The organism is Zoogloea ramigera, assembly GCF_006539865.1.
Classification (GTDB): Bacteria; Pseudomonadota; Gammaproteobacteria; order Burkholderiales; family Rhodocyclaceae; genus Zoogloea; species Zoogloea ramigera.
This window is the reverse complement of sequence record NZ_BJNV01000015.1, coordinates 77,632-90,164: the sequence shown is the minus strand read 5'-3', so window position 1 is coordinate 90,164 and position 12,533 is coordinate 77,632. Positions and strand designations below refer to the sequence as shown.

Annotated in this window: 10 protein-coding genes; 5 read left to right on the top strand and 5 right to left on the bottom strand. The window is 68.8% G+C overall.

Annotation, left to right across the window (positions count from 1 at the left end; all coding sequences use genetic code 11):
• The first annotated feature begins 158 nt into the window (after positions 1 to 158).
• Entirely contained in the window at positions 159 to 1,964 is a 1,806-nt protein-coding gene (locus tag ZRA01_RS07005) for a putative bifunctional diguanylate cyclase/phosphodiesterase (RefSeq protein ID WP_141350665.1), read from the top strand.
• Positions 1,965 to 1,984: 20 nt separating this feature from the next.
• On the top strand, positions 1,985 to 2,431 hold the full coding sequence (locus ZRA01_RS07000) for a bacteriohemerythrin (RefSeq protein WP_141350663.1): 447 nt from the start codon (positions 1,985 to 1,987) through the stop codon (positions 2,429 to 2,431).
• Position 2,432: 1 nt separating this feature from the next.
• On the opposite strand, the gene ZRA01_RS06995 is transcribed toward ZRA01_RS07000, so the two are convergent.
• Positions 2,433 to 3,026 carry a CHRD domain-containing protein gene (locus ZRA01_RS06995; protein ID WP_141350661.1) on the bottom strand — a complete coding sequence of 198 codons (594 nt, stop codon included), beginning with the start codon at positions 3,024 to 3,026 and terminating at the stop codon, positions 2,433 to 2,435.
• A gap of 273 nt (positions 3,027 to 3,299) precedes the next feature.
• Here ZRA01_RS06995 and ZRA01_RS06990 point away from each other — a divergent pair, with 273 nt between their 5' ends.
• The 3 genes from ZRA01_RS06990 (at position 3,300) to ZRA01_RS06980 (ending at position 5,393) form a co-directional block, all read left to right on the top strand.
• Positions 3,300 to 3,671, top strand: coding sequence for an amine oxidase (locus tag ZRA01_RS06990; protein WP_246093369.1), 372 nt, complete (start codon positions 3,300 to 3,302; stop codon positions 3,669 to 3,671).
• Between the two features lie 235 nt (positions 3,672 to 3,906).
• Positions 3,907 to 4,905: a cytochrome-c peroxidase gene (locus tag ZRA01_RS06985; RefSeq protein WP_141350657.1), complete on the top strand. Its 999-nt coding sequence runs from the start codon at positions 3,907 to 3,909 to the stop codon at positions 4,903 to 4,905.
• 242 nt (positions 4,906 to 5,147) lie between these two features.
• Positions 5,148 to 5,393, top strand: a complete 246-nt coding sequence (locus ZRA01_RS06980) for a hypothetical protein (RefSeq protein ID WP_141350655.1) — start codon at positions 5,148 to 5,150, stop codon at positions 5,391 to 5,393.
• A gap of 211 nt (positions 5,394 to 5,604) precedes the next feature.
• On the opposite strand, the gene ZRA01_RS06975 is transcribed toward ZRA01_RS06980, so the two are convergent.
• The 4 genes from ZRA01_RS06975 to ZRA01_RS06960 form a co-directional block, all read right to left on the bottom strand.
• Entirely contained in the window at positions 5,605 to 6,843 is a 1,239-nt protein-coding gene (locus tag ZRA01_RS06975; RefSeq protein ID WP_141350653.1) for an MFS transporter, read from the bottom strand.
• Positions 6,844 to 6,975: 132 nt separating this feature from the next.
• A complete protein-coding gene (locus ZRA01_RS06970; RefSeq protein ID WP_141350651.1) occupies positions 6,976 to 7,941 on the bottom strand; it encodes an NAD(P)H-dependent flavin oxidoreductase in 966 nt (321 codons plus the stop codon).
• Positions 7,942 to 8,013: 72 nt separating this feature from the next.
• The gene (locus tag ZRA01_RS06965) at positions 8,014 to 10,179 is read right to left on the bottom strand and encodes an AsmA family protein (RefSeq protein WP_141350649.1); all 2,166 of its coding nucleotides are present in this window, start codon (positions 10,177 to 10,179) and stop codon (positions 8,014 to 8,016) included.
• A 33-nt stretch (positions 10,180 to 10,212) separates the two neighbouring features.
• On the bottom strand, positions 10,213 to 12,528 hold the full coding sequence (locus ZRA01_RS06960; RefSeq protein ID WP_141350647.1) for a CHASE2 domain-containing protein: 2,316 nt from the start codon (positions 12,526 to 12,528) through the stop codon (positions 10,213 to 10,215).
• Positions 12,529 to 12,533 lie beyond the last annotated feature (5 nt).

Sequence of the window (12,533 nt, the reverse complement as noted above, 5' to 3'; positions counted from 1 at the left end):
CTAAGGGACGAAAGCGCGTGTCGATGCGGTTCTCGAGCTTGCAGAAAGGCCGGCAGCAACCATCTCGGGGTTAAATCCGGCTGGCAGCCAGACCGCCGCACCCTTCAGCCGGTGCCTTTGGCAGCCGTTACAAGAGAACATCACTTTCCTACCCAGTCATGCGTGACGTCCCCCACGGCAAGGAGCGCAGCAACGTGGCCAGCCCCAATCCCCTTTCCCGCATGGACCCGGAGCGGATGTGCCAGCGGATCAGCTCCGTTCTGGTGGCCCTCGAAGAAGGCCTTCAGCTGTGGGATGACGCGGGTTGCCTGATCTACGCCAACCCGGCCAGCCACGCCCAGTTTCCCACGCCTGAGGCCCTCGGCGCCGGCCGGCACTGGACAGTCCTGGCCCGCGACTGCCGCACCGAATCCGGAGGCCCCTGCCCGATCGACGACTTTCCGGTGGCCCGCGCCCTGCGCGGCGAACGCCACGCCACGCCACTGCTGATGCAGATCACCCAGGCCGACGGCCAGTTGAGCTGGCTGCGCCTCGCCGCCCACCCCCTTCCCGCGTCCAGCGGCAGCCCCGACAGCGTCGTGAGCGTCTCCGTGGACGTCACCCAGCTCGTCGAACAGGAGCTCCGCCTCAAGCAGCAGGCCCACTTCGACACCCTCACCGGCCTCCCCAATCGCGCCCTGTTCTCCGACCGCATCGAGCGCGTCCTGGCCCACGCCCGCCGTCACGGCGGCCGGCTTGCGGTGTGCCTCCTCGATCTGGACGGCTTCAAGGCCGTCAATGACACCCTCGGCCACCAGGCCGGTGACCTGCTGCTGCGCAAGGTCGCCCGGCGTCTCAAGGACACCCTGCGCACCGAAGACACCGCTGCGCGCATCGGCGGCGACGAGTTCGCCCTGCTGATCGGTGATCTGAACACCAGTGGCCAATGCGAGTACGCACTCAAGCGCGTCCTGGACGCCCTGGCCGCGCCCTACTCCATCGACGACCAGGAGGTGCGCATCACCGCCAGCATCGGCGCAACCCTCTTCCCCGGCGACGCGGTGGATCCGGATCAACTGCTGCGCCACGCCGACCAGGCGATGTACGCAGCAAAGCTGGCCGGGAAGAACCGCTTCAGTCTCTTCGACCCGACCCACGAATCCCGCGTGCGGGCCAACTTCGGCCTGGTCCGCAAGATCGAGGACGCCCTCGCCCGCGGCCAGTTCATCCTCCACTACCAGCCCAAGGTGGATTGCCTGAACGGCCGCGTCGTCGGCCTCGAGGCGCTCATCCGCTGGCAACACCCCGTGCTCGGGCTGCGCATGCCCGGCGAGTTCCTGCCCCTGATCGAACACGAGGACGTCATCATCGGCATCGGCAACTGGGTCATCGCCGAAGCGCTCCGCCAGCAAGCCAGGCTGCGCGCCGCCGGCCACGACCTGAGCATCAGCGTGAACATCGCCGCACGGCAGCTGCTGAAAGGGCAATTCGCCGAGCAGCTCGACGCCATCCTCGCCGGCCATGCCGATGCCGACCCCGGGCGCTTCGAAATCGAGATCCTCGAGACCGCCGCCCTCGAAGACGTCGTGGCCGTGAGCCAGCTGATCGCCGAGTTCCAGGGGCGTGGTGTCCGTTTCGCCCTCGATGACTTCGGCACCGGCTACTCGTCGCTGGTCCACCTGAAACACCTGGGCGCCGACGTGCTGAAGATCGACCAGACCTTCGTGCGCGACATGCTCGACGACCCGGGCGACCTGGCCATCGTGCAGGGCGTCATCGGCCTGGCCGATGCCTTCCACCGGGACGTGGTGGCCGAAGGCGTGGAGGACCTGGCCCACATACGCTCGCTACTCGAATCAGGCTGTCACGTGATGCAGGGCTATGGCATCTCCCGCCCGCTGCCCACCGAACACCTGGACCTGTGGCTCGAGAGCTTCGAGCCCGACCCGGCCTGGCAGCGCGTCAACGCCGCTCCGCTCCACTGAGGCCTGCCGGAGCCGCCACCATGGAAAACCCCGCCCCCCTCGTCTGGAACGACAGCCTGATCACCGGCGTGGCCGAGATCGACGAACAGCATCACATTCTTGTTCACATCCTCAACGAAGCCGGCGAGAAGCTCAGCCGCGGCGCCAACCTCGACGACTACGAGGCCATCACCCACGAGCTCCTAAGCTACGCCCTCTACCACTTCGAAACCGAGGAGGCGCTGATGCAGGAATACGGCTACGCGCAGGACGAGGCCCCCGACGCCCACCGGCACGAGGCCGAACACCGAAGCTTCACCCAGCAGGTGCTTGCCGTGCGCGAACAGCTCAAGGCCGGCATCCTGACGCCGCCGGACAGCCTGATGGCCTTCCTCAACGACTGGCTGCTGCGCCACATCATGCTCACCGACAAACGCCTGGCCGCCTTCATCCTGGCGCGGCGCTGCAAGGCGCCGGGCTCCTCCTGAATCAAGGCCGGCGGCTGCTCGCCAAGGCCGCCACGGCAGCCATGCCGAGCAGCGCCGGGACGGCCGGCTCGGGCACGTCCCGGCTCAGGAAACCACGGATCTCGCCACCCGGGAACTGCGCGGTGTGGATGTTCAGATAGGCCCGCTCTGAATCCAGCCCGGCCAGCAGCGCCGCCTCCGCCGACGCCGGGCTGCCGCCGTTGGCGGTGATGAAGGCCAGGTTCCAGCTCGTCGCCGCGCTGAGATCGAACGTGAAATCATAGGCGCCGGCCGTCACCCCCAGCGGAAAGCCGACGAAGTTCGGCACCTGCGTCGCCACACCGGCGGTGCCTGCCTCGGGCGTGGCCGTGCAGCAATGGATATGCGCCGCGGTGGTGTTTCCCAGCAAGCCCGAGAAGCTCGTCTCCAGTCGCATGGTGTGGGCCGTGGTGTCCAGCCAGAGGGTCGCCCAGCCCGTCCCGGGTGAGGCGTTGGGCGGCGCCTCGACGGCACCGCCCAGCGCGGTCGAATAGCTGATGACTTCTGCCCCTGCTCCCGAGGCCGCCAGCAAGGCCGCCACGGCAACCGCGCGGCGAAAGCTTCCGATGTGATTCATGGTTTTCTCCTGGTCTGCGCCACCCGCCCCATTTCCCTCGACACCACCCGGCCACGAAAGAAAACGCGAGTCATTCTTGTTTTTAGCACGTCAGGGCGCACTGCCAAGTTGACCTCTCCGTCAAGCGAGCGCGTCCACCGGTCCGGTTACAAACCAACATGGGCTTACATCTCCCTTGCCAACCCGCCGCCACGGGGCTGCGTTGTTCGGTGCAAGGGCCGGCAATCATGCCTCCCGAAACGAACAAACCCCGCCCTCTCAAGGAGAATGCAAATGCTGAACAAGATCATCGCCCTCGCCATCGCCGCCGGTTTCGCGTCCGCCTCCTTCGCCCAGGCCCCCGCTGCCGCGCCCATCGCCGCGCCTGCGATCAAGCCGGCCGCCGCCGCCAGCGCCGCGGTCGAGAAGAAGGTTGAGGCGGTGAAAGCCGACGCCATGAAGGCAGCCGAGCCGGCCAAGGTCGCCGAAACCGTGAAGCCTGCCGATGCCGCCAAGCCCGCCGAAGCCGTGAAGGCCGAACCCGCCAAGCTCGACAAGAAGCCGGCGGCCAAGGCCAAGAAGGTCAAGAAAGCCGCCAAACCGGCAGCCCAAGCTGGCGTGAAGCCGGCTGACGCGAAGCCGGCCGAGGCACCTGCCGCCAAGTAAGCCGCCAGACGCAAACCACGCCAGCGGGGCGTGTTCCGGGACACCGGGGCATGCCCCGCTGGCCGTTTACACCTGTGCAGTCATGAAAAATCGTATCGCCGAAAATTTTCCATGATATATGTCAAGATGACAAAAGATTTTTGGATATCTAATAAAGCTATGCCTATAGAGAACAAGTGAAAATCTTTATATGTATATTTATGGCATTTATTAACCTGTCAATGGATGCGACGCGATGAAGATCACTCCCCTTGCAATTGCGATTACCGCCCTCACCGGCAGCCTGAACGCCTGGGCCGCTAAGCCCGCAGCCGAACCCATCAGCCCGATCCAGCCCGCGGTGATCACCAACCCCAAGCTGGTCGAACTGGGCAAGAAGCTCTACTTCGATCCGCGCCTCTCCAAGTCGGGCGCCATCTCCTGCAACTCCTGCCACAACCTGTCGATGGGCGGCACCGACAACCTCAAGACCTCCATCGGCCACAACTGGCAGAAAGGCCCGATCAACTCGCCGACGGTGCTCAACTCCCGCTTCGCCCTCGCCCAGTTCTGGGACGGCCGCGCCAAGGATCTGAAAGAGCAGGCCGGCGGCCCGATCGCCAATCCGGGTGAAATGGCCTTCACCCACGAACTCGCCGTGGACGTGCTGAAGTCCATTCCCCAGTACGTCGCCGAGTTCAAGAGCGCGTTCGGCACCGATGCAGTCGACATCGGCCGGATCACCACCGCCATCGCCGCCTTCGAGGAAACCCTCGTCACCCCCGACTCCCGCTTCGACAAGTGGCTGAAGGGCGACAAGAAGGCCCTCAACGAGAAGGAACTCGCCGGCTACGCGCTCTTCAAGAACAGCGGCTGCGTGGCCTGCCACAACGGCCCGGCCGTCGGCGGCACCTCCTTCCAGAAGATGGGCGTGGTCGAACCGTACAAGGCCACCAGCCCCGCCGAAGGCCGCTCCGCGGTCACCGGCAAGGACGCCGACCGCTTCAACTTCAAGGTCCCGACCCTGCGCAACGTGGAACTCACCTACCCGTACTTCCACGACGGCGAAGCCGCCACCCTCGAAAAGGCCGTCGACGTCATGGGCCGCCTGCAACTCGGCAAGCAGTTCACCACCGACGAGAACGCCAGCATCGTGGCCTTCCTGAAGACACTCACCGGCAAGCAGCCCAATTTCAAGCTGCCCACCCTGCCGCCGTCGTCCAACGCCACACCGCAGCCGAAGCCCTTCGAGTAAGCACCCTCCACAGCGTGCCGGGCCACGCCTGGCGCGTCGCCCGGGGAAGGCGGCCGCAGCGTGGCCTTCCCTCGTCCGCGATACGCATTCTCGACTCTCGTCCAGGCGCACTCCCCGCAGGCGCCTCCGGCGAGGGTCGGCAGCACTTTTTGCTTGCTGACCTTTATTGAGAACTTTTCTCGTTTACAAGTCACCTGGAACGGTTTAAATTGAGATCGATTCTCATTTAAAAGGGTGACCAAATGAACCACCTCACCAGGCCCCGGCTCCTCTCCACGGCCCCTGCCAACCTGTGGGCCGGTGCCTTGAGCCAGCTCCTCAGCTTCAACGAAACCGGCTGCCCCCACTCGGCCCGCCGCGCCGCCGGCCTCCTCTCCCGCCTTGCCGACGACCCTCGGGTTGACCGGGAGATCGCCGAACTCTGCGAACGTGCGATCCAGCGCCTCGACCTGACCGGCCAGCACGCACGGGAGCTGCCTCGCCCCTGAACGCGAGCCGGACCGCGCGCGCAAGCCCTACTGCCAGCGAGACCGTCGAACCCCGTCTACTCGCCCACCTCCAAAGGGAAGACGCGGCGCTCAAGATTGGCCTGCGGAGTGGACTCGCCGCCCTGCCCCGCCAGCTCGCCGGGCGCCGGCATACCAATGTGAAGTTCTGCCGTGACGATGGCCCAGGTGAGCCCCGGCGAGCGGCGCTTGATCAGCCGTCCTGCCAGGGCTTGTAGCGCCCGGCGCGGGCCAGCGGCACGAAGCTCGCCACCTGCGCCGCCAGCAGGATCATGAACGCCACCCGCAGCGACTGCGCCCCGTCCATGCCACTTGCGCGCAGCACGTCGAGCAGCCCGCCCAGCCCCCACTGCACCGCGAAGGCGCCGACGAAGGCCATCAGGTTGATGCAGGTCGTCACCCGCCCCGACAGCTTCATCGGAAACAAGCCGGCCACCACCCCGTACATCTGCGCCCCGGTGGCCGACACATAGCCGAGCACGCACCACAGCAGCAGGGTCGGGCCGACCTCGACGAGAATCAGCCCCAGCACCACCATGCTCAAAAAGAGGCCCACCTGCATCATGTGCAGCGGCGTGAAGCCGCGCCGGGCCAGCGGCGTCGCCCACGCCCCGATGGACAGCTGGCCGGCCAGCATGCCGATGTTGAGCCAGAACAGGTGATCCGCCGCCAGCGCACGGCTGTAGCCATTCACCTCCATCAGCCAGGGCACCGCCCACAGGCCCTGGAGCGCCATGAAGCCGCCGGTGAAGAAGGCCGACTGCCCCGAAAACCCCCAGAACTCCCGCGCCACCAGCACCTCCCGCACGCCGCGCAGGGCTTCCTGCAGGGTTTCGCTTCCGTGGGAGCCTTCCTTGTCCGGCATCGAGAAGAAGATCAGCGCCGCGCTGCCCACGCTCAGTGCCGCCACCGCCCAGAAGGCCCCGCGCCAGCCGATGAAGGGCAGCAGCGCCTCCAGCGGCGCCGACGCCGTCACCGCCCCGAGCGCGCCGCAGGACATGATGTAACCGGTCATCGAAGCCAGCTTCTCCCGCGGGAACCACAGGGTGAAACCTTTCAGCCCACCCATCAGACATGCCGACACCCCCAGGCCGATCAGGCCGCGAGCGCTCGCCAGGGTCGGCAGGCCGTCGCCGGTGGCAAACAGCACCGCCCCCAGCCCGGTGATCAGTAGCAGCACCGCCTCCACCCGCCGAGGGCCGAAACGGTCGAGGGCGATCCCCACCGGAATCTGGGCCAGCCCGAAGGCAAAGAAATAGGTGCTGGTGAGCAAACCCAGGTCGGCAGCGCTCAGGCCCAGCTCGCCGGTGAGGTCCGGCGAGATCACCGCATTCACGGTACGCAGCAGGTATGAAAGGTAATACCCCAGCGCGAAGGGCAGGAAGATCCGGCCGGCGAGAAAGGCGGAAGACGGAGAAGAAGGCGAACTCATGGGCTGGCCGGGGCGCAGTTTGGCAGACCGGGAGTGTAACGGCCGGCTCTCTCCGCGTCTTTTAGCGTCAACCCGCAGGCGCCGGCGCTGCACAGCCGGGCGCCTGCGAGAGCACGGGCCGCAGCTGCCGGATCAGAGCGCCGGGCTTGGCGGAAGCGCGCAGGCGGCCTGGTATTCCGCCGCCAGCCGGTCGCACAGCTCGCGCGCCGAGGGCACGTCGTGGATCGTCGCCACCCCGTGGCCGGCGCTCCACATATCGCGCCAGGCCTTCGCCTCGTCGGTCAGCGGCTTCAACTTGCCCTTGCCGACGCCCTGCACCAGCTCCTCGCGGCGGTAGCCGGCCTTCTCGAGGCTGGGCCACAGAAAGTTGGCGTTGGTGCCCGACACCGCGTCGGTATACACAATGTCCGCGGCGCCCGCGCTCACCAGCATCTGCTTGTAGGCGTCCTGGGCGATCGATTCGCGGGTGGCGATGAAGCGGGTGCCCATGTAGGCCAGGTCGGCCCCTAGCACCTCGGCCGCCCGCACCGCGTAGCCGTCCGAGATCGAGCCGCCGAGCACCAGCATGCCGCTCCAGAACTCGCGGATCTCGCGCACCAGGCTGAAGGCGCTCTGGGTGCCCGCATGGCCGCCGGCGCCGCCGGAGACGGCGATGATCCCATCCACACCTGCCGCGATCGCCTTCTTCGCGTGATAGGCGTGGACCACATCGGAAAACACCAGGCCGCCGTAGGCATGCACCGCCTTCACCACCTCGCCCGGATGGCCGAGGCTGGTGATCACGAAGGGCACCCGATGCTTGCAGATGAGCTCGAGATCCGGCGCCACCCGCGGGTTGGAGGCGTGCAGGATCAGATTGACGCCATACGGGGCGACGCGCGCCGCCGGGTCGGCCGTGCGCGCTGCTGCCAGGGCCCCATCAATCTCACCCAGCCAGGCGTCGAACTCCTCCGGCGTGCGGGCATTGAGGGCCGGGAACGTGCCGGCCACCCCGGCTCGGCAGGTCTCGGTGACGAGGGCCGGGCCGGACACGAGGAACATCGGCGCGGCGATGGCGGGCACCCTCAGGGTGCCGCGAAAAGCGCTGGCAAGGGTCATGCTGTCTCCTGGATTTATCGGTATCGGTGCTGCGCGGGCAATCTACCATGGCCTCCCGAGAGCAGGCGCCGTCTACTCGCCGCCCTCGGCGGAGGGCTCGGGCGCCGCGGCGGGCTTGGTCGCCGGCTTCGCCACCGGCTTGGCGGCCGGCTTGGGTGCCGGGCGCGGCTGCACGGGCAGCACCGGGCGCGCCGGAGCCGGGCTGGTCGCAAGCTGCGCGCCCGGCTCCAGGCGCCATTCGGCCTGCCCGAACGGGCCGCGCACCCGCACCGGCAGCGCCACCCCGCGCAGGCCGGCCAGCAGCGCGGCGTCCGTCCCCGCTGGCGGCACCAGCAGGCTCACCCGCGACAGCAGGTCGAGGCGCCGGCCGGCCAGGTCGACGCTGCCACCACCGGCAATCGCAAACGGGCCGCCCTGGGCCTTCAGATCGGTGCTGCGGGCGACGCCCCGCTCGATCGTGAAGCTGGCGGTGAGCTCGCCGAGGGCGCTCGTCTCACCGCCCCCCGGGCGCCGGGCGGCCGCCTGGCGGGCCTGGATCGCCGGCCGCCACTCTTTAAGCGCAGCCAGCAGGTCAAAGCCCTGCAGCGTGCCGCCGCGCAGACGCACCCGGGCCAGCCCGGCCATGTCTGCCCGCAGTTGCCCGCGGGTGGCCCCGGCGGAGGACAGGTCGACAAAGATGTTGGTCGTGCCGGCAAACGGCGCCGTACCGAACAGGTCGCGGCCGAGGGCCGCCGCATCGGCGTTCTGCAGATAGGCCCGCCAGACCACCTTGTTGCCGTCGGCGGCGAGGCTCAGGCTACCCTCAAATGCTCCGCCGTAGAGGGTCGCGGTCTGGCCGGTGGAAACCAGACGGCCATCATGCACGGCCAACGGCACCCGCAGCTTGTCCAGCTTCAGGCCGCCGGCCTTCAGGCTCCCGAAGCGGATCACCCCATCGATGTCGAGGCCACGCAGGCCCGACAGATCCACCGGGGCCGCATCGTCCGCGGCGGCGGCCTCGCCCTTGCGGTTCTTCTGGGCCTTGCCGTTCGCCATCTGGCGGTCGAGATCGAAACTCTCCACGTCCACATCGACGCCGAGCGCCAGCGGAGCCAGCCGCGGCACGCTCCAGCTGCCCTGCAGGTGGCCCAGCTCGTGGGTCAGCTCGATCTTGCCGACGCCGCTGCCCCGCGCAAAATCGATACGCCCGTCGCCACGCACGGCAATCTTGCGGACCGGGCTGGCGGCCTCCGGCGTGAGGGCGAGCTCGCCGCTGTGGCCGCTGAGGTCCAGCTGCCGGCCTTCTTCACGCCAGCTGGCGCCACCCGCGACGCTGCCGGCGAGGCGGCCGAAGGGTGTCCGCCAGTCCAGCTCGGTGCTCAGCCGCTGGGCGGCCCACACGCCAGCGCCCGCCTTCAGGCCCGCCAGGCGAGCACGGAGCTGCTGGCCCGCCTGCTTGAACGTGACTTCAGCAGAGTCAGCCAGCAGCCCCTCGGCCGTGAAAGTCAGGCGCGGGATGCTGGCGCCGAGCTCGGCATCCGGCTGCCCGGCAAGCTGGCCCCGGAGCACCACACGCACGCCATCCAGCTGCGCAGGCTTGCCCTCCGGGCCGAGGCGGTAGGACGCTTCGAGGGTGAACCGGGCATCCGTGCCCGGGCTGGCCTGGGTCAGCCGCCCGCTCAGTTCGGCGTAGCCTTCGGCCAGGGCCGCGAGGCGGCCGCTGGTCAGCTCGAACTCGCTCAGGGCCAGCGCGCGGCCGGTGGCCTCGTCGTTCCAGGTGAGCGCGCCGTTGCGCACCGCCAGGCTCGCCGCCGCAAATGCCAGCGGTTCGACGCCCTTGCCGTTGTCAGCGGCGGGCGGGTCCAGCAGATCTGCGACGTTGAGCTTGCCGTCCCGGTCTCGCAGCAAGGCCACGCGCAGGCCATCGAGCTCGACCCGGTCGACCACCACCCGGTGGGTCAGCAGGGGCATCAGGCGCACGCCGAGGGCGGCACGTTCGAAAGCCAGGAGCTCGCCCTCGCCCGCCCGCCCCGACAGGCTGCCGCGGGGCACGTGCAGCATCAGCCGCGGGAACATCGAGAGCTCCAGCGGCCCCTCCAGGCGCAGGCTGCGCTGGTGGCGTTGCTTGGCAAAATGGCTCAGCTCGGCCGCCAGCCGGGCACCGTCGAAGGTGGCGTAAAGAAACAGCGCCCCCGCGGCGACCACCGTGCACAGGCCACCGAGCGCAAACGCAAGATACCGCAGATATTTGAAATACATGTCCGGGAATGCCGCGACTCCAAGGCCGCGATCTTACCCCACGGCGCGCAGGGGCAGGCGCAGCGCGAAGGTGCAGCCCTTGCCGGGCTCACTGTCGACAACCACCGTGCCACCGTGACGCTCGGCCACGGTCTTGACAATGAGCAGGCCGAGGCCGACGCCGCTGGGCTGGTCGCGCCCCTCGTCGACGATCCGCGAGAAGCGCCGGAACAGGCGCGACAGCGCCTCGGCCGGGATGCCGGCGCCCTGGTCGCGCACGCGGATGACCCAGTCCGGCCCCTCGGCCGACAGGCTCAGGAAGACGCTGCTGTTGGCCGCGCCATACTTGATGGCGTTGGTCAGCAGGTTGATCACCGCTCGGCGCAGCAGCGAGAAGTCGCCCCGCACGATGGCCTCCTCCTGCTCGGCGTCGCGGGTATCCACCTGGATCCGGATGCCGCGGGCCTGGGCCTGGGGCCACACCTCGTCGGCCGCCGAATCGACCAGGCCGGCCAGGTCGAGCTCGACGAAATCCTTGGGGTCGGAGCCTTCGGCCCGCACCAGGCGGAACAGGCCGTCGGCCAGATCGAGGGCCGAGCGGGCGTAGCGGGCGATCCGCGGGATCTGCTCGACCTGCGCCGCCGGCTCGCCCCGATAGCCCTCGATGAGGGTCAGGATGGAGGCCAGCGGGGCGCGCAGGTCGTGGGACAGGAAGTGCATGGTGTCCTCGCGGCTGCGCTGGGCCTCGTGCATCAGCGTCACGTCGGCCAGGCCGATGACGCGCCCGGAGCGCGCCGCGGCATCGCCGATGAGTTCGGACACCGACACCAGCAAGTGGCGCTTCTTGTCGGGTGACAGCTCGAACTGGCGCGCGCCCTTCGAGCCGCCGAGATCGGGCAGGCCTTCCCGCATCGGCACGTAAGCCGGCCACGGCAAGGCGTGGAGGGCCGCCAGCAGGGCATCACTCCTGAAGGCCTGCAGCAGGTGGCGGGCGCGCTCGTTGTGGAGGATGACCCGGTTGGTCTGGTCGATCACGACGATGCCGATGGGCAGGTGTTCGAGGGTGTCGGCAATGAAGCGGCGCACGTCCCGCTGGTGCTGGGCCACCCGGCGCACGATGCGGATGCGCGCCTCGAGCCCGTCGACGACGGCCTGCTCCTGCTCGCCCGGGCCGTGGCCCGGCGGAGTGCCTTCACGCTCTAGGGCGATCAGCTCGGCGTCCAGGTAACGCTGGGCAAACTCCAGCCGACGCCAGCTCCACAAAGGATAGGCGAGCATGCAGCCGAGCACCGCCGGCGCCGGCCCGAACCACCAGCCGCCGAGATGCAGGCCGACGCCCGACAGCACGATCGCCAGCGCACCGAGCGCGAAGGGCGCGATGAAGCCGGTGCGGGCCTCGGCGTACAGGAGGATCAGCATCAGCGTCAGGACCATCGTCACGGCCAGCGCGGCGGACACCCACGACGGCAGCAGCCCCACCGTCGAGCCGCGGCGCAGCGCATCGAAGATGTTGGCCTGCACCTCGACCCCGGCCATCGGGCGCGACAGGCCGGAGGTGGGCGTCAGCACCGACTCGGCCAGGCCGGCGGCGGTGGCGCCGACGACGAGGATCTTGCCGCGCAACGCATCGGCCGAAACCTTGCCGTTCAGCACGGCCTGGTAGGAATAGTGCGTGTAGGAGCCCGGCGTGCCCGAAAACGGAATGCGTAGCCAGTTGGTACGCATCCACTGGCTGCGGTCGCCGGCGTCATCCACCGGCGCCGGCACCGGCGCATAGGCGCGCTGCAGTGCGGGCACCACCAGCCTCAAGAGGGCGAGGGCCAGCTGCGGATGCCGGGCGGCGCCGAAGCCCTCCCACAGATACACGCTGCGCGCCACGCCGTCGGGGTCGAACTCGACGTGATCATGGCCGATGGCCGCGGCCGCGTCGGCAAAGATCGGCAGCGGGCGGGTCTCGCCCGTCAGGGCCGCGCCGGTGGTGGCCTGGACCACCGGCAGCACGACCTGCCCGTAGCGGCGCATCGCCTCGGCGAGCAGCTGGTCGGCCTCGGGGTCGTCACGGCTGGGCGTGTCGAGGATCAGGTCCATCATCATCGCCCGCGCGCCGGCCTCCCGGGCCCGGTCCACGAGCGCCGCGTGGGTGCGCCGGGACCACGGCCAGCGGCCGAGGCTGGCCAGGCTCGCGTCGTCGATGGCGATGATCACCACGTCGCTGCTCGGCGGCCGCATGAAGGCCGACAGGGTGCTGTCGTAGATGCTCTGGTCGATGCGCCACAGCCAGCCCTCCAGCGCGGCCAGCACCACGATCACCATGCACATCACGGTGACCGCGAACCACTCGAAGGTTGGACGGCGCAGCAGCGGGCTCACGGATC

What these genes read in the sequence shown, in the direction of transcription:
- ZRA01_RS07005 (WP_141350665.1), top strand. Translation starts at nt 159, where the DNA reads ATGCGTGACGTCCCCCACGGCAAGGAGCGCAGCAACGTGGCCAGCCCC.
- ZRA01_RS07000 (WP_141350663.1), top strand. Translation starts at nt 1,985, where the DNA reads ATGGAAAACCCCGCCCCCCTCGTCTGGAACGACAGCCTGATCACCGGC.
- ZRA01_RS06995 (WP_141350661.1), bottom strand. Translation starts at nt 3,026, where the DNA reads ATGAATCACATCGGAAGCTTTCGCCGCGCGGTTGCCGTGGCGGCCTTG.
- ZRA01_RS06990 (WP_246093369.1), top strand. Translation starts at nt 3,300, where the DNA reads ATGCTGAACAAGATCATCGCCCTCGCCATCGCCGCCGGTTTCGCGTCC.
- ZRA01_RS06985 (WP_141350657.1), top strand. Translation starts at nt 3,907, where the DNA reads ATGAAGATCACTCCCCTTGCAATTGCGATTACCGCCCTCACCGGCAGC.
- ZRA01_RS06980 (WP_141350655.1), top strand. Translation starts at nt 5,148, where the DNA reads ATGAACCACCTCACCAGGCCCCGGCTCCTCTCCACGGCCCCTGCCAAC.
- ZRA01_RS06975 (WP_141350653.1), bottom strand. Translation starts at nt 6,843, where the DNA reads ATGAGTTCGCCTTCTTCTCCGTCTTCCGCCTTTCTCGCCGGCCGGATC.
- ZRA01_RS06970 (WP_141350651.1), bottom strand. Translation starts at nt 7,941, where the DNA reads ATGACCCTTGCCAGCGCTTTTCGCGGCACCCTGAGGGTGCCCGCCATC.
- ZRA01_RS06965 (WP_141350649.1), bottom strand. Translation starts at nt 10,179, where the DNA reads ATGTATTTCAAATATCTGCGGTATCTTGCGTTTGCGCTCGGTGGCCTG.